The 21232-nt window shown below is 62.1% G+C and carries 12 protein-coding genes and 2 pseudogenes; 5 read left to right on the forward strand and 9 right to left on the reverse strand.

What is annotated here, in order from left to right:
* Positions 1–363: 363 nt before the first annotated feature.
* Positions 364–1149: a TSUP family transporter gene (locus Q0964_RS09650; RefSeq protein ID WP_299266557.1), complete on the reverse strand. Its 786-nt coding sequence runs from the start codon at positions 1147–1149 to the stop codon at positions 364–366.
* Between the two features lie 251 nt (positions 1150–1400).
* Between Q0964_RS09650 and Q0964_RS09655 the strand changes: the two genes are divergently transcribed.
* Positions 1401–2804 (forward strand): dihydrolipoyl dehydrogenase family protein, encoded by a 1404-nt coding sequence (locus Q0964_RS09655; protein WP_299266559.1) that lies wholly within the window; start codon positions 1401–1403, stop codon positions 2802–2804.
* A gap of 22 nt (positions 2805–2826) precedes the next feature.
* Here Q0964_RS09655 and Q0964_RS09660 read toward each other — a convergent pair whose 3' ends face one another.
* Together Q0964_RS09660 and Q0964_RS09665 are read right to left on the reverse strand one after the other, a co-directional pair.
* Entirely contained in the window at positions 2827–4404 is a 1578-nt protein-coding gene (locus Q0964_RS09660; protein WP_299266561.1) for an Hsp70 family protein, read from the reverse strand.
* A 57-nt stretch (positions 4405–4461) separates the two neighbouring features.
* A pseudogene (locus Q0964_RS09665) lies at positions 4462–4685 on the reverse strand (IS6 family transposase); the annotation flags it as partial.
* 102 nt (positions 4686–4787) lie between these two features.
* On the opposite strand from Q0964_RS09665, the gene Q0964_RS09670 reads away from it, so the two are divergent.
* On the forward strand, positions 4788–6335 hold the full coding sequence (locus Q0964_RS09670) for an Hsp70 family protein (RefSeq protein WP_299266562.1): 1548 nt from the start codon (positions 4788–4790) through the stop codon (positions 6333–6335).
* Between the two features lie 500 nt (positions 6336–6835).
* Here Q0964_RS09670 and Q0964_RS09675 read toward each other — a convergent pair whose 3' ends face one another.
* The 5 genes from Q0964_RS09675 to Q0964_RS09695 all read right to left on the reverse strand — a co-directional run bounded on the left by Q0964_RS09675 (position 6836) and on the right by Q0964_RS09695 (position 12490).
* The gene (locus Q0964_RS09675) at positions 6836–8110 is read right to left on the reverse strand and encodes an ICP22 family protein (RefSeq protein ID WP_299266564.1); all 1275 of its coding nucleotides are present in this window, start codon (positions 8108–8110) and stop codon (positions 6836–6838) included.
* Positions 8107–9132 (reverse strand): hypothetical protein, encoded by a 1026-nt coding sequence (locus Q0964_RS09680; protein ID WP_299266566.1) that lies wholly within the window; start codon positions 9130–9132, stop codon positions 8107–8109. The genes Q0964_RS09675 and Q0964_RS09680 overlap by 4 nt, the downstream gene beginning before the upstream one ends.
* Before the next feature lie 112 nt (positions 9133–9244).
* The gene (locus Q0964_RS09685) at positions 9245–10552 is read right to left on the reverse strand and encodes a DnaJ domain-containing protein (RefSeq protein ID WP_299266567.1); all 1308 of its coding nucleotides are present in this window, start codon (positions 10550–10552) and stop codon (positions 9245–9247) included.
* Positions 10553–10591: 39 nt separating this feature from the next.
* Positions 10592–11452, reverse strand: a complete 861-nt coding sequence (locus tag Q0964_RS09690; RefSeq protein ID WP_299266570.1) for a HEAT repeat domain-containing protein — start codon at positions 11450–11452, stop codon at positions 10592–10594.
* An 81-nt stretch (positions 11453–11533) separates the two neighbouring features.
* Entirely contained in the window at positions 11534–12490 is a 957-nt protein-coding gene (locus Q0964_RS09695; protein ID WP_299266573.1) for a HEAT repeat domain-containing protein, read from the reverse strand.
* A 712-nt stretch (positions 12491–13202) separates the two neighbouring features.
* Between Q0964_RS09695 and Q0964_RS09700 the strand changes: the two genes are divergently transcribed.
* Both Q0964_RS09700 and Q0964_RS09705 read left to right on the forward strand, forming a co-directional pair.
* Positions 13203–14957 (forward strand): histidine kinase N-terminal 7TM domain-containing protein, encoded by a 1755-nt coding sequence (locus tag Q0964_RS09700; RefSeq protein ID WP_299266576.1) that lies wholly within the window; start codon positions 13203–13205, stop codon positions 14955–14957.
* The gene (locus Q0964_RS09705) at positions 14954–16582 is read left to right on the forward strand and encodes an ATP-binding protein (RefSeq protein WP_299266579.1); all 1629 of its coding nucleotides are present in this window, start codon (positions 14954–14956) and stop codon (positions 16580–16582) included. Before Q0964_RS09700 ends, Q0964_RS09705 begins: the two co-directional genes overlap by 4 nt.
* A gap of 427 nt (positions 16583–17009) precedes the next feature.
* On the opposite strand, the gene Q0964_RS09710 is transcribed toward Q0964_RS09705, so the two are convergent.
* Complete coding sequence (locus Q0964_RS09710; protein ID WP_299266581.1) at positions 17010–19799, reverse strand: PAS domain S-box protein; 2790 nt, start codon at positions 19797–19799, stop codon at positions 17010–17012.
* Between the two features lie 810 nt (positions 19800–20609).
* Between Q0964_RS09710 and Q0964_RS18460 the strand changes: the two are divergent.
* A pseudogene (locus Q0964_RS18460) lies at positions 20610–20876 on the forward strand (NAD-binding protein); the annotation flags it as partial.
* Between the last annotated feature and the right edge of the window lie 356 nt (positions 20877–21232).

Raw genomic sequence — 21232 nt, forward strand, 5'->3', positions numbered from 1 at the left:
AAGTCTGCATCGGAGTGGCCCCGGTAGCCGGGACTGGTCGTCTGCCGACGGTGTGAAAAACAGTAGTACTGAACCATATCGGTTCGAAGGCGGTCGGCGGAAGTAAGCGTGTCTGCAGCGGCCAGCCTTTCTGTTCGGCTGGGGCGCGCCGACGCCGATTCAGGCGCGGTGTCCATCGAGGAACTCCCCAGCCCGGTCGCGTCCGAGGCCCCACAGTTCTGCGAGAAACCACCCGGTTGAGACGCGCGAACAGTTCGTCGTCTCAGTCGGGAGTGTGACCGACAGGATGGGGAGTTAGCTCTGGTTCGCACGGTACGGTGAACTACGGACCACGCTACTGAGCGAGAACAACTGCGATTTGTGTCAGGCAATTCCGAAACCAGCGAGGACGAGTCGCGCACCGATGACCGTCAGCACTCCCAGTACAACGACCTGACGTAGGCGCTTGTTCAGGGTTTTCCTGAGGCGCTTCCCGACGGCGACCCCGACGACTGCGGGCACGGCGGCAGCCACGGATGCACCCGCAACAGCAGTGCTCGGGTACAGACCGAGGAGGCCGGCGACACCCACCCGGACGCCGTTCAGGCCGAGGAAGACCATTGCGACAACGCCAACGAACAGTCCCTGAGGCAGGTCACAGCTGCGCAGGTACGCGATAAGTTGGACGCCGACGTTCGTCCCACCGAACAGCAAACCCGATACCGCACCGACGCCGGCCATCGCCGGGGCCGACTCGACGAAACACCCCTCTCGGACTCTGTCCCGACCCGGCACCGTGACGACGTTCTGTGTGGTCGTGACGTAAGCGAGCGTGACGACACCGAGGCTAATCTTCAGCGGCTGCGTCGGAACGCTGTCGAGGACAACGAGGCCGACGACGGTCCCGACCAGTGCCGCGAGGGTGAGCGGCGCGAACCGTTGGCCACAGGTCCGAAGCTGGTCGGTCGAGAGGTCCCGAACGAGCGAGAGATTCACCGCAATAATGGGTGCGATCATGAACACGACAGCTGTCGCCGGGTCGATAGTCGTCGCCAGCGCCATCGTTCCGACCAGCGCGAACCCGAATCCGGCGAGGCCGTTGACCGCACCGGCAACGAGGACGACGAACGCGAACGCCACGACAAACGTCGAGTCAAGCCCAAGCAGCACGGCTTCCGTTCTCTCCGGATGCGTCTAAACGGTACCGACGATATTGACCGACGAGTCTCGGACCCGCTCGGGGGCTGAACTGCCAATCATCGGTCCGTGTCTCTCGGCGTATATGTCAGGAGCCGGTCTGTTCGTCTTCTCGAAAATCCCACCGCGACCCGGGCACTGTACCGTCGACTCGTCGGTCCGCTCACGGTCGGTTGGGGCGATTTTCACCGTAGGCTTAATATCGTCGCTGGCTTAATTATAGTGTGAACACACACGTTGCAGTCATCGGTGCGTACGGCAGCGCCGGTGTGGCAGTCGCACAGCGACTCGCCGATGTTGATGGTATCAGGTTGACGCTCGTCGACGACGGTGAGCCTGGAGGCGGGCTCTGTATTCTCCGCGGGTGTATGCCATCGAAGGAAGTCCTCTCGGCCGCCGAACACCGCTTTGCGGCACGGCACGACCCTCGACTGGACGGACCGCTACCCGATGTCGACCTCGATATGGTGGTCCAGCGCAAAAACGAGCACACGAGCGACTTCGCCTCGCATCGACGAGCGGCCGTCGACGGACTCACCGAGGCTGAGGACGTCGAGTTCCTCCACGACACCGCCACGTTCGTCGACGACCGCCGTCTGGACGTCGGCGGTCGGACGCTCGAACCGGACTACATAGTCATTGCGACCGGGTCGACGGTCAATGTCCCGGAGATACCCGGTATCGAAGACGTGCCGGTCCAGACCAGCGCAGACGTTCTCGACGCGACCGAGTTCGACGACTCCGGAATCGTCATGGGCTTTGGCTACGTCGGGGTGGAGTTAGCTCCATACCTCGCCGAAGCCAGCGGCATGGACCTCACAGTCATCGAGCACGACGCCCGCCCGCTCGACGAAGCCGACCCGCCGTTCGGCGACGAACTGCTCGAACACTACCGCGACGCGTTCGACCTGGACATCCGGACAAACACCTACGAGCAGCGCGTTGAGCCGACCGACGACGGCGGCGTCCGGATGGTCGTCGAAGCGGACGGCGAGGAACAGACAATCGAGGCCGACCAGTTGTTCGCATTTACCGGCCGCCAACCGGCCGTCGACAACCTGGGCCTCGAGAATACCAGTCTCGAGTCGGAGTCGGGCTGGGTCGAAGACACGATGCAGGCCTGCGACGACGAGCGCGTGTTCGTCGTCGGCGACGTCAACGGCAAGGAGCCTATTCTCCACGTCGCCAAGGAACAGGGGTTCACAGCAGCGGCGAACATCCGCGCCCACCGCGACGGCGAGGCGCTCGAAGCGTACGAGAACGTCCACCATCACGTCGTCTTCTCGGGTCTCGGCGTCCTCCCGTACGCCCGGGTCGGCCACTCCGCCGAATCCGCCCGTGACGCGGGTATCGACCACGTTGTCGCGACCCGAGAGGCGTCCAGCGACGGCGTGTTCAAGACGAAAAACGTCGCCGACGGCCTGGGTCGGCTGGTCGTCGGCACCGACGGGACGGTACTGGGCTGGCAGGGTTTGCACTATCACGCCGACCCGATGGCAAAGACGATGCAGGTAGCCATCGAGATGGGGTTGGATGTCAGGGAGCTTCCCGACCGCGCCTATCATCCGACAACGCCGGAGATTATCGATAGCCTGGTGCGGGACGCTGCCGCGAAACTGGAGGACTGAGACACCGTCTCGACAGACGCCCTTACTCCACTCCCGGAAGCCCAGTGCTTATTTCCGTGATTTCGTCGTCGGAGAGTCGAATACCGGATTCGACCGTCGCGTCGACCAGCCTGCCCGTAATGAGGTCCTCGACTTCCACCTGCAACGTGCCGTCAGAGGTCATGGTGAATTCGATGGCGAGGCTATCCTGGTCCGGGTCTCGCGGGGGGATGTCCCGAATCCAGACCGTCCCTAGGAGGTCGCTGTCGACGGCCTGTGGCGATTCACCCTGGCGGATCGGCCACTCGACTGCGGTCTGGTCGGGGTCGACCGTCTGGAAGATTTCTTTGCGGACGGTCGTCGGCAGTTGAACGCCCTGCTCGATGATCGGTGAGAACTGCCCGTTTTCCAGTTCGACCCCCAGCGTCTGTGGGAGCACGTCCACGAGGACAATGCTGCCCGGTGGGCCACCGCTGTCGCTCGTGGTGCTCGACAGCATCCCCCCGGTGTCGGTCACGCTGTCGTCGAGCACGGCCGCCTGGACGGCCGCGCCCATCGCGACGGCGTGGTCGGGGTGGACCTCTCTAGAAGGTGTCATCCCAAACTGCGGTCGGAGCATCGCCTCCACCTGTGGCATCCGGGAAGCGCCTCCGACCAACAGGACGGTGTCGACGGCGGCGGTGGTGTACTCCGTCTGGTTGAACACGGTCTCGATGGTCCTGCGCGTTTCCGCGAGCAGGTGCTCAGTCATCGCTTGGAACTGCGCCCGATTGAGCGTCCGCTCGAAGTGGTAGTTTTCCTCCGGGACGACGTACGGGATATTCACTACGGTTTTTTGCTGGTCGACGAGGTCGTGCTTGGCCTCACGAGCAGCCGACCGGATGCGGTTGCGCTGGTCGGCGTCGGCCGACTCACTGGTGACGTCGATCCCGGTGTCGGCACGGATTTCGTCGGCCACCCACGCCGCAACTTCGGCCGTCCAGTCGTGCCCGCCGAGCCCGCTGTCCCCCTCGGTGAACACCGTCTCGATGTAGTTGTGCTCGTACTCGGCCTCGACCAGCGTCGCATCGAACGTTCCTCCGCCGAGGTCGTACACCAGCAGCGTCTCGTCGGCAACCTCTCCGAGCTTCCGCTGTTGGTACCCGTAGGCCAGCACCGCCGCACTGGGCTCGGGCAGCAACTGGTCGACGTGGAGACCGGCGATCTCACCCGCGTTGCGGGTCGCCGTCCGTTGGCGGCCGGTAAAGTACGCCGGTACGGTGATGACTGCCTTCTCGACAGTCGTGTCGATCCGGTCGGTGGCATCGTCGAAGACCTTCTCGAGTATCAGTGCCGACAGCTCCTCGGGGCGGTACGTCGACTGGCCGAGGCGCAACTCGGTCTCCTCGCCAATGTGGCGTTTGACCTCCGCGATGGTCCGCTCGGGCTGCATCAGTAGCCGGTCGCTGGCTTCACGGCCGACGAGCGCTGGCCCGTCGCGGGGGACGTGTACGACAGAGGGCGTTAGCTCGTACCCCCCGGCATTGGCAAGCAACGTCGGTGTGCCCCGCGTCACATGGGCCACCGCCGTCCGGGTCGTTCCCAAGTCGATGCCGACGGTCGTGCCGTCCGCTGGCGGCATATCATTTGTTGTGAAGCCAATCAAAATAAGCGGTTCGGCAACGTCAGTACGACATTATCCAGGTTCGGGCTGTAAATCGGCCTTGTGGACCAGTTATGAACGGTGGATCGAGCACGCTCGACACCGAATATTTCAAGAGTAGAAACAGTATTCGAAAGCGAGAGCCCAGCAAGATGGAGCTGAATACCGAGCTTCATCAGAAATCGCGGTGTCGTCTCTCGTTCAACAAACTCTACGTTGATCTCCTCTAAACAACCGTTGAGGCGGTCGTTTTCGGGCATAGACTACTCAGAAAACACACCGCCTCACTATTCGTCCTTATCTGAACACCGCCGTCAGTACGGTGTCAAGATTTAATTGGGCCGCCGCTGTGTGTTAATACGATGTCAAACGGCGAGCGTACGATTGGCATAGACCTCGGGACGACGCGTAGTGCGATGGCGCACATCACCGATGGGGAGCCAACCGTCATCGATAACAGCGATGGCAAGGGCATCACCCCCTCGGTCGTGCATCTGACTGAGGACGGTGAGTCACTGGTGGGAGAGAGTGCGGTCGACAACATGATGATGAAGCCCGACTGGACTGTTCGGGAGGTCAAGAAGCTCATGGGGACCAACGACACCGTCATGATGGGGGACGAGGAGTTCACCCCCCAGGAGGTGTCCGGACTCGTTCTCCAGAAGCTAGTAGGCGACGCCGAAGACCGGTTAGGCACCGACGTTACCAACGCGGTCATCACCGTGCCGGCGTACTTCACCGACCGCGAACGGACCGCCACCAGAGAGGCCGGCGAACTCGCCGGCCTCGGCGTGGAGAAACTGCTGCCCGAGCCCAGCGCAGCGGTGCTAGCCTACGGGTTTCGCGAGCAGCAACTGGGCGAGGTGAACAACGAGGTCGTGTTCGTGTACGACCTCGGTGGGGGCACGTTTGACGCAACGCTGGTCGAGGCCGAGTACGAGTTCAACTATATCGAGACGGTCGCGACCGACGGCGACAACGAACTCGGTGGGTCGAACTGGACCGAGGCGATCGTACAGTTCGCCTACGAGAGCATCGAGGAGGACACCGGCGTCGACATCACCGACGACCCCGAGTACGCCGACCAGCGGGGTCGGATCTTCGAGGCAGCCCAGGAGGCCAAACACAAGCTCTCCGAACAGCAGTCGGTGAACCTCACGGTACCGTTCGTGCTGCCGGAGCAGTCGTACAACCTCGACGAGGAGGTTACCCGCGCCCAGTTCGAGGACATGACTGCGGACCTCCTCGACCGAACCACCGGTCCGATGGACGATATCTTCGACCGGACGGACTACGCGGTCGAGGACGTCGACAAGGTGCTGCTCATCGGGGGGTCGACGCGGATGCCACAGGTCGAAGAACTGGTTACCGACTACTTCGGGATGGAGCCCTCCAAGGAAATTAGTCCCGACCACGCCGTTGCGATGGGGGCGGCCATCCAGGCGGCCGTCCTGGACGACGACGCCGACGAGGCGGCCCTGCCGAGCGGCGACTCGACCGAGGAGGCGGGGTTGGTACTGATCGACGTTCTCCCACAGTCGATCGGGGTGAAGGTCCAGCCCGGCGACCGGTTCGACCCCATCGTCGAACGCGACACTCAGTTGCCGACCACCGAGCGACAGGAGGGCTACAGCGTCGCGGACCCGAACCAGACGACCGTCGCCATCGAAGTGTACCAGGGTGAGTCAGACAAGGCCCCTGACAACGAGTTCCTCGGCCAGGCCATCATGGATGGGATCGAGCCTCGCGAACCCGGCCAAGGGTCGCTTGCCGTCGAGTTCACGGTCAACAACGACGGCACTTTAGAGGTGTATGGCGAGGACCTGTTGAGCGGGGTGGAGGTCACCGCGGAGATCGAGTCCGCATTGGAGGGCAGCGACCCCGATGCACGACTCCCGCCGAACGCCTGAGTCACATCGGAACGACCACCCATCCTGCCGTACAGTGCAGCTCTGGCCGGTTTCGCGCGCGGCCTCCGCAGCGGTTGAAGCCAGCGGGAACAGTAACGAGCTACAGTGACGGAACCCCGGTGCGTCTCCTCGGCAGGTCCACGCAGCGACTCGTGGCATCCGCTCGTGACCGGGTTCGTCATTCCGGTTATGCTCGTCGTTCCAGAACGGCCGCTGGTCACCGGGCGCTCGCTGAGTTCGGTAGTGTTGTGCTTGTCCACCAGCGGGCCTGAGTCGTCAGACCTCGGCGCCGCTGTGCGCGCGCCGAGTTGCTGAGGTCGTCCCGACCTCCGTAGCGGGTCAATTCCGGGCTGCGGCCCCGACCAGCTCTGCCTGGGCGACGAGTCAGTCTACGTCTCCTGATGATCGGCTGAGTTCGGGCAGAACGTGCCCTCGATGCACTCTCTGTCGAGGCTGAGGCCCTCGGTGGTCGCCCGGGTGGCGAGTTCCGACCGGGCGGATCAGAACAGTTCGTCCACACGGTCGATGTCGAGATACGTCGGTGAAATATCGGTCTGTGTCACGCTAGCAACTCCATCGCTGGAGATATCGACCGGCCCAGCGGTCGGGTCGTACACCTCCTCGGCAGCCAACGGGCCGTATCGCTCGACGATGGGGGTGGTGCCGACCCGCCGGGGTGACTCCCAGTCGGTGACAGTCCGCAGTTCCACATCCTCCGCGGCCGGCAGCGCCGCCAGTTCGCGGTGTGTGAGCGACCCGACGAGGTACTGTACAAGCCGGTGGGCCCGGTTGTGGTTGCCGTCGATGGCCTCGGAATCACCCGCCGTCAGCGCGGTCATGTGGTCAGTGAGGTCGTCGTAATTGTCCGGCCGGGGCTGGAAGACGACTGCAAGTCCGACGCTCCCACCGGTCAAGTCACGGAACGTGGCCGCGGAGTCGACGATACGGTGGCGTGGATACTCCCCGACAGCGTCGTGATACAGCTCGAGCGCCTCGAGCACGGTCTCAACGACCGTCTCGAGGGTGCCTTCGGTCGCCAATACGCCGATCTCGAGCCCCTGGACGGGGACGTCGTCCTGGGTGCCACCGTCTTTCGTTCCGGATGGGTACACCCAGTTAGGGTCGAACTCCGGGGTGTACTGGAGGTCCGGCGGGAGGCGTTCCTTCGGGAGGTACCGGAACTCGAACTCGTCGGGTCGGGCAACCTCCACTTCATCCGGCGTCAGATCGGCCGGGTCGCGACCGGCCACTGTGTCGTCACCGCCACCATCGGCATCGTTCGGCTCCTCGCCGTCGGTCGTGTCAGACCCGGAGTCGGCGGCCTCGACAGCCTCATTCGAGGGGGTCTCGTCGTCACTCGCGCCAGTCTCTTCGCCCGACCCACTCTCGGTGTCTTGACCGTCGACCGCTGTGACTTCGGAGTCGGCGCTGGACTCGGGCTCAGAGTCGGTGTCTGCGGGTTCAGCCTGAGTCGTGCTGTCGGCGTCGGCCTCGGCGACCGGCTCCTCAGCCGTCTCGGGCTCTCTCGCGCCCTCCGTCGTGTCCGCCTCGGCGGCCGCCTCCTCGGTCGTACTGTTCGGGTGGTCCTCGGCCGAGTCCGACTGTTCTGCGGGCGCAGTCTCAGCCTCTGGAGACCCGTTGGTGTCGTCCAGAGTGCCCTCTGTATCAGCCTCGGCGCGATCGGTTCGGTCGCCGACAGGTTGGTCCTCCGGAGCGCGGTCCGATTGATTGTCGTTCGGTCCGTCGTCGTCTGTGTCGTTGGTGCCCGATGTCATTGGTGTTGATGATGATGGTGTGCAGTCCGGTGTCGGTGTGCCGGCCCACGGTGAGCGTCTGTCGTACGGTGGTCAGTCACCGGTGTGTCCGGCCTTCTCGCGGTCGGCGAGGTGCTCGTAGGGCTTGGTCCGGCCGTAAGCGAGTCCGCCCGGCGACCGACGGATTGCCTCACCGGTCTGGAACTGACGGATGGCGCGGTCCGAACGGTAGTCCTGTGCCTCCGATTTACTGCTGCGCTGACCGAACCCTGGTGCTTCCTGTTCGTGCTCGACGACAGTGGAGCCGACCGCCTGCTGAATACACTCGGGGACTCGCCGTCCCCTGGCCCCACGAGAGTCTCCTGTGTCGCCCCGGCGACGGTGGCGTCTGCTACCCCTTCGTCGAATTCACCCTCGTCGTCGAAAACAACGACCGGTTCGTCGGGACTGGTGTCCATCTGGCACAGTAGAAAGGCGACTGTAGTTGCCTTGCCGGCACCGACTTCGCCCAGGGCCATCGTCGAGTGATTCCGTCCCAGCGGCGCCCACTCGCCCCTCCGAGAGGGAACGTCCACGTCGCGCATCTCGTCGCGATACGGAGCCGACAGCGGCAGCAAGAGCGCGTCGTCGTCTGTGGTGGGCGTGGCCAGTCTGCCCCCGGCCGCCGGTAACGACTCGAGGTCCGTCCCGAGTGCCGCGAAGACACCCGCTGCCGGGAGCATACTGTCGGTCGGGTCGAACGTCCGGTGAAGCACCCCGCGATAGCTGCAATTGTACCCGAGTCGGCCGCCCACCGCTACCACGGACATAAGGGTAACGCCGCCGATCGTCGCCAGCGTCGCCAAACTCCCGAGGACCGGGTCGATGCTGTAGAACGAGTCGAAGGCCGTGCCGATGAGCGTGGGGGTCGACAGCGGGATCGCCAGCACCACGACCAGCAACATCGACAACACGACGAATTGCGTTATTGGGTTGCTGAACGGCTGGCTTCCCTGGTCTTGGACGACCCGTTCTCGTATTTCTTCTGTGACTGTTGATCCCACCTCACGTTTCGTCCGTGACGATTTCCGGTCCGACATTTGTTACTTCGTATTGTGTTGATGAGATTAACTGTTGTGCCACAGGGGTCGGCGGCTCCTCTCGGTAGGTAGGCTCTCAAGCGGCATTGGCCTCCTCTCGGTCGCCAAGCCAGAGAGCGACCGACGGGATGACAACGACGGCGGTCGTGAGTGCGACTACGGCAAGGGCGACCGCCGGCCCGGCAGTCGCGACACTGGCCACAATCCCTGCGTCGGGCGTCGACAACACGAATATGACGATGAACAGCACCGCAGCGCCGACTCCACCGGCGACGTCGACGGAATCGCTCCAGTCCGGCGTGGGCACCAGTTCGGCCACCACCCGGTACCGTCCGTACGTGAACAGCATCGCCAACCCGACGAACAACAGCGTCGTACCACCCCCGCCGAGCGGGAGCAGACCGGCGAACAGCACCCCAGCGACTGCCGGGCCGTACACGAACCACCTCGGAGTGTCGCTGTCGCGGATGAGTTGCCGCCCTGGCGACGGGCGGCCGTCCGGATTGGCCGGGTCGGCCCCGAACCGCTGAAGATATCGGCTGACGATGACGAACCCGACACCGAGAACCACGCCGACGGTCGCGATGTTTTGTGCGATGACGGTTCCGGCCGCGTCAGCCACCCTGGCCGCGCCGAACTGGACGACGAGGGCGTAGATGGCGTAGCCGACGACCACCAGTTCCAGCATCCCGAGGGCGGTCGCGACCTCGCGTGTCGCGACCCGTCCAGACTCCCTGAGGTGGCTGAGGACCTGCCGTGCAGTCGACTGACCGGCCGTCTCCTCGGTGACCTCCTCGTCGTCCTCGTCGTCCCTGTCGACGTTACGGGTCGAGTAAGCCTTCGAGGAGTCGAGGTCGATGTCGGCTTCGCGACGACGCCGCTGGCGCTCCCTGCGTCGGCGCTGGCGCTCTGCATCGGATGTCCGCTGGGTGTGCTCCCGGGAGCGACGCTGCTGGCGGCCATCGGTCTGTCTGTTCGCCGTCTGTCTCTCGGCCGTCTGCTCGTCGGAAGCGGTACTGTCCTCTTTACCGATCGACGGGCGGTCAAGCTGGCGGGCGGGGTCGAGTGTCGCTGGGTCCCCGGGCCTGTCACGGGCCTCCCAGGCCTCGTATGCCTCGGCCCCATCCTGTGGCCCGAAGCGCTCACGGAACGTGTCGTACTCCGCTTTGATCTCGGCCTCGTTGAGCGTTTGGCGAGCGTTGTTGAACCGGTCCCACCGTTCGTCGGCGTTGTCGTGGTCCGACAACTCCGGCTTGAGCTTCGCCACGTATTTTTTCGTGTGATTGGCGATCTCCTCGGCACTGGCATCCTCGGGCACCCCGAGTCGCTCGTAGTAGTCCTTTGCCTCGACGTTCGGCGACGAGAACTCCCCGGCGGCGCTCATCTCCTCACCTCCCCGGCCCTCCCGGAGTGCTGCGTGTGTTCAGTACAGCTCCTCGGCATGGTTGCGTACCTCGGTATCAGGGTCGTTCTCGGCTATGTGGCGGATTCGTTCCCGGGCTCGGTCGGTCTGGGCGCCGGCCAGCATGTAGCAGGCGCCGATTCGCACCCGAGAATTCGAGTGGTCCGCGAGCTCGAATCCGACCGTCTCGAGTGTCTCGGTTTCGCTGCCGCGAGTCAGTGAAAGGTACCCCACGGTCATCGCGAGTTCACCCCGGACCTCCGGACTGATGTCGTCGGCAGTGACCCGCGACAGCAGTGTCTCCCGGTGCGGGACAACCGCTGCCGGGTAGTCGCGAGCGAAGAACGCGATGGCGCTGGCGATGTTCGCCCGGACGGCCTCTTGCTCCGAATCCAGCCGCGGAATCAGGTACGACACCACGTCCTCTGCGGAGGCGCCCAGTATCGAGACCACCTTCTGTGGCCCGAGGGCGGTGACCCCCTGGACGCATTCGGCCGCGTGCTCACGGGCCTCCGGGTCCGGACTCGTCAGCAGGTCGAACGACTCCTCGATTGTGTCGATCGATGGCCGGGACCGGATGATTCGGGCCTGCTCTCGGTCAGTCGATTCCTCGTAGGCGGTGAACCCGACCCAGCTCGTGTACGCCAGTGCGGCCAGTCCGGCGAGAAATCCCACCGTCCCGCCGATGACGCTGCTAGCTGCGCCGAACACGGCTGTCAGCAGAAAGTACGAGCCGACATACAGCAGTACAACTGACCCGACGATTCCAACGACGCCGACCTGGTCGCGGGCCTCTTTGACGAGGTAAATGAGGGTATCGGTGACACGACCCCGACCGGTGTCGCTCTCGACGGCGGCCAACCGGGCGATACGCTCATCCATAGTCAGGTCGAGTGGTGGCGGAACTATTTATCTCACGAAGCAACCGATTGTGTGGTCGTGTGTGGCGTTCGAACATCGGTCTCATGCGGATTCGACATCGACATCGAGGGGGCGTCCCTGCTCCTGCTGTTCGCGGGCCTTGGTCGCCATGTCGCGAACGTCGGCGTTGGAGTCGTTAGTGAGCTGTTCTAAGAGCTTCCGGGCCCGGTCCGTGTGTATTAGCCCCAGTGCCATCGCCATTCCCTGCCGGACCGCTGGGTTTTTATCGGCGACGAGCGGCGCAAGATTGTCGACGACCTCATCGGACAGTCGGGGCTCACTGGCGGCCATGTTTCCCCCGACGATGGCCGCGTTCGTCTGGATCACCGAGTCGGGGTAGGTCATTGCAGCAAAGACGTCGTCGCGGTACGGGGCGATAGTCAGCGGGTAGTCGCGTGATAAGTACGCGACCGCCTCACTGGCGTTGCGCCGTACGTCATCGTCGTCGTCGTGGAACAGATCGACCAGTCTGAACGCAGCCTCTTCCTTGTCCAACCCGGCCTGATTTAGCACTGGGTCTGCGGCGTCGCTCTGGTCCATCGCATCGGCGATGGCCGCCGAAGCAATCCCGCGGGTGACGGCATCCCCCGAATCCAGATAATCGAAACAGTTGCCGGCTTTCTCTAAATCGAGATTCTGGTGGTACTCGTACACCGTCCTCCGGTCGTCGATGAATCGGTAGGCGTTGTATGCGCCGTACAGTGTAATCGCAGTCGCCAGCAACAGCACCGGTGTCGCGATGGCATCGCTGGCACTCTGGACGACACCGGCCAACTCGAGCAACCCGCCGATGATGGCCAACGGCACGGACACGAGCACCAGCCAGATGAACCAGAGCCCGAGGGCCACCGCGGCGGCGCCCCTCGTTCCCGCACGACGGTAGGCCCGCCAGATCGGCTCAAGCGTGAGCCAATCGAACAGGGTCTCCAGGACCGGACGCAGGCGCTGAGCCAGGGTGGCCGACCGCGTCGGAGCGAGCGGCCCACTACGTGTGCTCATTCGTCAGTACCTCCGGTTGACATGTGTCACGCGATTTCGCTTGTATCATTGTTAGGTGAGCGCGGTCCGGCGAGCAGCGTGTTCAGTGTCAGTTTGGCTGTGTGATTTCGAGCGTGGCGGTCATATATTTCGAGCTGCCGGCCACACGTGTGCTAGTTCTTCCAACCGTGTTGGTCACCGACCCGCTCCAGAGCCTATTTTCAGTTCGACGGCGCCCGCTCACTCTGTGTAGTTTGCACTCTGTTTAGCTGCCATTATATTCTTTTTCCACCCACAACTCGCATTCGTGCAGTAGGTTTCGACCGAGATGGCATCAACTTATCCGTGAAGTACCTCGGGGTCAAGCCCCGAGGCACTGGCCTGTTTCTCTGTAGACCCGTGGGGAGAGAGTCTGCCTTGGAAATCAGCAGGCAATGACTCGCCACGGGACGGGAGTGCTTGTGACTGCACCACGGAATGGTTCGAGACGGCGGAGCCGTCTCGTCATCACAGAAGACGCGGTGCGTCTTCCGAACGACACCGAGAGGCGAGTCGGAAACCCCGACAGACGACCCTCTCGGCGTTTGGTTCCGAAACCTCAGAAACAGCGACCGACCTTGTAGGAAGCCCCGCCGTTCACGGCGGGTGAGAAAGTCACTTGCGGCCGACACCCGGTCGTCGACAATGCGTCCAAAATTATATTCGCGTCCTCTCATAATTAACCGGTAGCTGCATGTCTCTCTCCGGGGTTTCTCTGTCTCACTCACTGCTTGGCGCTGCGGCCGTCGTGGTCGCGGCCGCCCTCACCCGATCGGCGTGGAACCGGCGAGGCAGGCCCGGAGCCAGAGCGCTAACTACTGTTGGGGGTTTGCTCACGCTCGGTGGCATCGCGTTCTTGATTATGTTCGTTTACCCGGCACGGTATCAGCGACTCTGGATCGTGACGTTGTACAACGTCTCCGGGTTCGTCGCCGTTTTCGCGTTCCTGTTCGCTATCAGGTTTACCGGGCGCGGCCAGTGGCTCACGCGGTCGGTTCGAGCCCTGTTGATATCGCTCCCCACCGCACTGCTGATAGTGAGTTTCCTCCCGTTCGAACTGGGGCTGGAGGCGACATCGCAGGCTGGTCTTCTCGTCCAGCGCGTGATCGGACTGGTCTCTGGCGTGCTCACTCCGCTGTACGCTATCGCCGCTGCCATTCTCCTCTGGACGGCAATCTCTCGAGAAGCCGTACCGTACGGACAGGGACTCCTCCCGGCCGGGTCGCTTCTCGTGCTGGCTTTAGCCCCGGTCGTATCGTCGGTAGCGACCCACTCGGAATGGGTCTTTCCGGCCATCCTGGTCCTCGCCAGCGGCGGGTTTTTTCTAGCGCTTCGCTGGTACCGACCGTTCGAACGGCTCCCGGTTGCCCGATCGGTCGTCCAGCGTCACATCGTCGATGAGTTGTCAGCGCCGGTCGTTGCGACCGACCGCAGGGACAGGGTGGTCGATCTCAACACGGCGGCCGAAGACACCTTCGACTGCGAGCACGCGGGAGTCGTCGGACGCCCCGTCCGGGATGTCCTCGACGATGTGAAGATGGCACACGGAGAACGACGACTGTTCCGGTTGGGCGACGAGGTCCTAACCGTCGCTCCAGAGGCCATCGGCGACACCGACGACGCTCCCCTCGGTACGGTGCTGTTGTTCAGAGACGCGACCGACCAGCGACTTCGTGAGCGACAAACGCGTATGCTGACCGACCTCCTCTCGGAAGTGGTCGGCGTCCAGTTCGAGGAAATCGCGAGGCTCGTCTCGTCGGTCGAGCGGCAGGACGGCCGTGACGCGCCCGGAGTGACGCCCGTCGACCCCGAGGTCGTAAGTGAACGGGTCCGGACGCGTAGCGACCTCCTTCTCGCAGTCGGGAACCGTGCGAGAGAGATGGAACAGGCACTCGCCGAGACGTCGTCGGAGGCATCCACTGTCCTCCTGACGGGCATTCGGACCGCCGCGACGCGCAGTTCGATACAGACAGAGAGGTACAGTATCCAAGCGACGAGGGCGTCGTACACCGTCGCCGTCCCGCAGCCGCTCCTGATTGCGGGGTTCGCGGCCGTTTTCGACGCTGTCACGATCCGGAACCGCTCGGTGACCATCTCGTTCGAGGCTGCCACCGGAGGGCGAGGCACAACCGGCGGAGCGGTCGCTGGCACCGAGCCGAGAACCCGGTCCGATGGAGGGGGATCGAACCGCCAGCAGGATTCGGGACTGCCCGTCATGACAGCCGACGGTCACGGGTACGACGGAGTCGTATACGTCGATGTGCGAATGGAATCCCACGGCGAGGACGCCGATCCGGTGTCAGAACCCACCGCGGAGCATCCCGCAGCGAAACTGCTCTCGTTGATTACCATCGATGCCGGTGGGAGCGTGGGTGTCGACGGGACACCGTGGGAGCATTTGCAGTTGGCGCTCCCCGCACGCAAGACCCACCCCGAGAGCGAGCGATGACCGAACCGCTCGTCGTCGCCGATGTCCTGCTCGCCGTGACCCTTGTCACAGCTGGAACCACGGCCGTCGCCCGTCGACCGGAACTTGGGACGACCGGGCTCGGTATCACTGCCGGATGGCTCGCCGTGGTCGCCGTCCTCGACATGGCTGTCCGTCTCCAGGTCGCCGGTATCGAGACGCTGTTCAGCGGTGTGAGAGTCGCTCTGTTCGGGGCGTCGATAGCCTGGCTGTGGTTCGCAGTCGAGCACACCGGTCGTGGTCCGGAACTCACGCGCAGGCGACGTTTTATTGCCACCGGGGCGGCTGTCGGTATCGTGTTCGGGGCGCAACTATCGGTCCCGGTGGTCCAGTACGCCTCGGCGGCCATCATGAGTATCTCAGCAGTGTACGGGAGCGTCGTGGGAACCTTTCTACTCTCACAGGCGACACTCAACCGCAGGTTGGTCCCTCTGTGGCAAGGCGTTCTCCTTCCAATCAGCGGTAGTAGTCTGATTATGATCGGATTCGTCGCGTCACTCACACCCCTGCAAGACAGTGTCGTCCAGAACCTCATCTTGGCCGCCGCCGTCGGCTCCGGAGTGCCGCTGGCGGCGAGCGTGTTCACCGAAGCCGCCGAAGACACCGCGAAACAGGCACGGTTGGGCCGCGGTGTGGTGCTCGAAGAGGTTTCGGAAGCCGTGCTCGTAACCGACACACGTGGCGGTGTTATGTATACGAACGAAACCGCGAGGCAGATTTTCGCTGAGACACAGGCGCAGGACACCTTCGGACGCGATTTCGAGTCGCTCGTCGGGGTCGGAGCCGACGAACTCCGCGATACGCCCGTCGACCGTGAGCTGACGACCGAAATCGGACGCCGATGGTTCGAGGTGACACACAGCCCGATGACGGAACGGAACGGGAACCAGACCGGGGACATCTACATCTTCCGTGACGTGACAGCGCGACGGAGCAACCAGCAACGGCGGAACGTCCTCACGAGGCTCCTGCGTCACAACCTCCACAACAAAGTAGACGTCATCCGTGCCCACGCGGAACTGCTCGCTGACCAGCCGGAGCGTGGTACGCAAATCGCAAACTCCGCCAGAGAGTTCGCAACGGTGAGCGAGACCGTCACCGAGATCGACAGACTCCTCTCTCAGGAGAGTATCGACCGGGAACAAATCGAGCTAGGAGAACTCGCCCAGCAGGTAGGAACGCGGGTCGCAGACGATTTCGAGGGGACCGTGACCGTCGACGCGGAGCCGGTAACGCTGTATACGAGTCGTGAGGCCCTCCGGACTGTGGTGGCCGAACTCGTCACCAATGGGATGAAACACGCCGAGGTGGATGCGCCGTCCGTTCGTATCTCAGCAGAGAAATCCGCTGACAACGCCGTGCTCGCGATCGAAGACGAGGGACCGGGCATCCCCGAGCAGGAGTACGCAGTGCTCGACTCCGTCGAACAGTCACAGCTCCGTCACGGGCGGGGGCTGGGCATCTGGATGGTACAGTGGATCGTCACCCGACTCGGCGGTACGCTCTCGTTCGACGCCGACGACTCCGGAACGGTCGTAACCGTTCAACTGCCACGCGGTGGCAGCGAACGCGAGGTTCGGTCTCCCCCTCGTCCCACGCGAGACTGATATCCGGCGGTTGGGTCGACACAGCAATCCATCCGGTCGCGTCGATATCGGAGCGGCGGCTCTCGGAAACGCACGCATCAGCAGTGGTGCCGGCTGAATCGAATTACCACTCGTCGAGGCGCAGTCTCACATCGTCGCCACCCAGCGACGTTCGTCGACACTGGCGGGGGGAAACGTCCCCACAAATCGACCGTCGTTGGCCTGCCACAATTTCCCTGAACTTTCGTGCCGCCAGACGTGGTGTTGTACACCCGCCGTGGGACCGCGGTTTGCACCGTGGCGGGGCTGACATCGTGAACTGGTGTATCGATCGTACGAGACCGTTCGATTGCGCTGTAGCGTCGGCTGGCTGCCAGGCTTAGATTGGTTCAGTAGCATCGGCCTCCTCCGCAGGTAGTCCAGCCGGCCGATACCCCCGGTCGTGGACTCACGCAGTCTGTTCAGCGAGTTGGCTGAGTCCGGTGAATTCAAACCGTGCACCACCATCTTCGCTTTCGGTCACGGTTACGTTCCATTCGTGTTGGTTGGTGATGTCTTCGACAATCTTGAGGCCGATACCTGTCCCGGTCGTTGCTGTGGTGAATCCAGCGTCGAACACGTCGGTATCTGTGCCCTCGGAGATGCCGGGGCCGTCATCAGCAACGTAGAATCCGTCTCTATCCGGTAGGTGACCGACTGTGACAGTGACATCGTCGCCGCCGTGTTCGACAGCGTTTCTGATCAGATTCTCGAACAGCTGTTGGACACGGCTCTCGTCACCGACTGTCGAGGTGGTGAGAGTTGCGTCGAACTCGGCGTTTTTTGTGTTGACGGTTTTCCAGGCCTGGTCGAACGTTTCTCGTAAGTCAACCATCTCGGCACTGGTGGCGTCCTCGTCACCCCGAGCTAGTTTGAGTAGATCGTCGATGAGTGATTGCATGCGGTCGTGCGCGTACTCGGCGTTTTCGAGTGCAGCGGTATCGCCGTTTTGCGCGAGTTCAACTGCGCCCGTAGCCACGTTCAGTGGGTTTCGGAGGTCGTGAGACACGATGCCAGCGAAGTTCTCGAGCCGATCTCGCTGCTCTTCGAGATTGGTTCTGTTGTGCTGACGCTCGAGTTCGTAACTGACCCACTGACTCATTAGCCGCACACTCATGCGATGTAAATCAGTGAACCCCGAGGGGTACGACTGTTGGTCGATGAAGCACAGTTTCCCCTGGACGTCTTGATTCAGTGTGGTGTTGTGTCCAATGTAACTTTTGAACCCGAGCATATCGTAGGCCTTCGTCCCGCCGAATTCCGATTCAGTTGCGTTGGTTACTGTCGCCAACTCGTTCGAGTTGATGATATCACCGCGCTCACCGCCGGTGATCGGACACGGGTCGCCCTCAGAGACCGGTTCAACCGGGCCGTGTGAGTTGCGCACGATCTGTGTTTGTTCGTTCGGTGGCGCGTCGCGAGGGACGAGGTCGGTAATGACACCGACAGGCATATCGAGATACTGGCAGCCCAGTTCCAAGACGCGGTCCAGTTGTTCCTCGAAGTCCAACGATGTGCTAGTGGTGATATCGTGGAGGTCGCCGAGGAACTGCACTGTTTCTCGTCGTTCTGTGCTGCGTTGCTCGAGCGTCGATACGTCTCTGGCTGCGACTAAGAACTCTGCCTGTTCGGTGGTGTCGCGGTCGATGCGCCCAACCTGAGAATCGACCTGAACGGACTCGCCGTCGGCACGTTGTAGTCGTGAGTCGATATTTTTGATATCACCCGGATTCATGCTCCGCCACAGTGACTGGAGTTCACTACCGGAGTTTTGAACGTCGATGTCTTGGATCTGCATCCGCTCGATTTCTGCGCGCGAGTAGTCGAGCAACTCGCAGGCACGGTCGTTAGCCGAGACGATACCCCCAGTGCTGGTGTGTACGAAGATCGGATCGACTGACTGTTGAAAAAGCGTCTCGAACCGCTGCCGTTCGCGCTGCTGTTGGGTTTCTCTGTCGATGCGATTGAACACTGCTGCCAGATTCGCCGCGAGAACATCGGCGATAGATCGTTCGATAGTACTGAGCGTCGTGGCTGTTGTCGAGCCGACGATCATCACACCTTGGTCCCCGAGTGGCAACAGTAACTCTGTCTCGACCGGCGTAGTCTCGTCGTACACGGACTCCTGGTCTTTGACGTCATCGTAGAGGACAGCGTCTCCCGTCGTGAAGACAGACCATGCGAGACTGGTCCCGTCACTGAACGTCGGGATTTCGTCGAACGTCGCTCCTGCCTGCTTACTCTTTGCAATTGGCTCGAGATTACCCGTACTGGAGTTGTGCAGCCAGACCGCGCTCAGGGACAGATCTAACGCGTTAGTGATGGCGTCAATAGCGAGGTCTGCGGCCTGTTGTTTCGTGCTGCATTCCGTGAACTCACGGGTTGTGTCGAGCATTTTCTGCAGCCAGCGTTCGTGCTCGTTTTCGCCGGTGACGTCGTACGCCGTTGTTTGAACGGCAGGTTGTCCGTTGTAGTTGACCTTTCGTGATCCGGCCATCACTTCACGGCGCTCACCGTCAGTCGACCGAACGGTAATGTTGGTTTCGTCGAGTTCGACATCGTTGTTTAGGATGCGATTTATGCGATCAATCGAGTTGTCAACGGCTTCTTTAGGGAAGTAGTCGCTAAGGGTCGTACCGATGATGCTCTCCGGCGACGGTGCATTGACCAGGTTCGCACCGGCAGAGTTCGCTTCGAGTATTTTCCCGTTCGAGTCGAAGACATAGATCGGGACGCTCATCTGCTCAAGCAGCTGCTGGTATCTATTTTCCGTATTTTCGAGCGCAGCCTGGGTGCGTGACGTCGTGACTGCGTTTACGATGCGATTCGCAAGGACTGCATACTGGTCGCCACCGGGGTCTTTTTGTACGTAGTCAGTAACCCCGGCCGAGATGGCTTCACTGGCAACTTCCTCACTGCCGTTTCCGGTAAAAAGAATAAACGGAAGCTGTGGATGCCGCGTTTGGACCGCTTCAAAAAATTCTAAGCCGGTTTGCGTCGGCATGTCATAGTCGGAGATAATGCAGTCGTAGTCTGACTCCGAATCTTCGATCGCGTTGATGGCGTCCGGCACAGACTCAAACGCATCAACCTCAATTGCGTTGTTTTCGAGTTTGAGTCTGCGCCCGGTGACGTCTGCGAGTCCGGGTTCGTCATCGACGTGCAGTACGTCGATGCTTCGGTTCACTGGCCGGCTCATATACAGAATTGTCATGTCCTAACGACGTAAGTCAGTCACGAATTGATTATCAGGACTAATTCGTGCACAGCCGGGGAGAGTCGACATCCGCGTGGACCTGAAAGGTAACGAGTAACTCACTCGGGCGGATTCCACGCGGACGAGTACGCCTGAGTCAAGCAAAACTCGAACTTCCAGTACTGCAGGAAGCTATCTTGATACAGGGAGAGAATCCCGCCGTTCACGGCGGGCATAAATCCCGTCCACCTCAGGACGCATTCACCCGTTTTCTCCATCCTGAGATTTTTTTCTTGAACACGTAGCATGACATACACCGAAGCGGCCTACTCGTCTAATTAAACGGATACTATCGGATTCATGGGAATCTACATTCGAGGGAATCCCCTTCGGATCGCTGGATTCCCAGTCCGGTAACTCTGAATCCCACTGTGGGATAGGAGTGACGGCGGTCTGGCCCCGCTAGGAGACCCGTCATGCCGACCGGTCTGCAAACCAGTAAATCTCCCACCGCTTGCGGTACGGGAAGCCTCGCCGTCGTCGGGCTACGCCCGACTGCTTGAGGGAGCTTCGCTCTCTCTCCGTTTACGCCGAGGAGGAGGTCACCGAGGGTATATTCGACCGGTTTCCAGTGTTTGAGTAAGAAGCTACGGAACGACGGAGGGATTAACTCACCCCCAACGATTATTAGTACATACAACAAATCAAACTCATTCACGCATTTCGTCATTAACGGCGCTCGTACGCCTTGGAAGTAAAAACTGTCACGGCGGTATTCACCCCGCAAGTAACTAAATATGGATATGCCAGCGAATGTCACAACAAGTCACCATTATCGGCGGAGGGTCTCTCCGGAGCCACGTGGCCACGGTTCTCGATGATTACGGCCACGACTCCGTCCCAATTGAACAGAACAGCGACAGAGACGAACAGTTACACGACTCCCACCGCGCGGTGGTGATCACTGGAAAGCCGGCGCGTTCCGAGGTAATCAACCGAACTGACCCGGAGCCTGCCAATGCTCTCACTGCACTCATTGCGGGTCCAGGGCGAAATCACGCGCTCTGTCGCCGTGTCACGCGGCGAGTCGGGTCAATCCGGACCGTCGGTGGGCCCCCATTAGCTGACGACACGGCTGGCACTGGCGTCGCGGGCAAGACGGTTCATCTCGGTACTGCCGGGGCAAAAGCCGTCGCGAGTGCGACGTTGGACTACGACCGACGGGTCCGGGCCGTTCCGGCGTCGGGATTCGACCTCGTCGAGTTGCGCGTCGACCCGCGGACTCCGGTCGCGAGCCGGAATACAAGGGATGTGCCACTCCTGCCGGGAAGCGACGTCGTTGCTGATGTTGAGACGCTGGAGGTGGTCAACTCGGGCACTGGATTCCGGCCGGGTCGGCAGTGTCTCATAGCGGCTGAGTCGACGGCAGCCGACAC

Origin of the sequence: Halorientalis sp., from assembly GCF_028275115.1 — an archaeon.
Lineage (GTDB): Archaea > Halobacteriota > Halobacteria > Halobacteriales > Haloarculaceae > Halorientalis.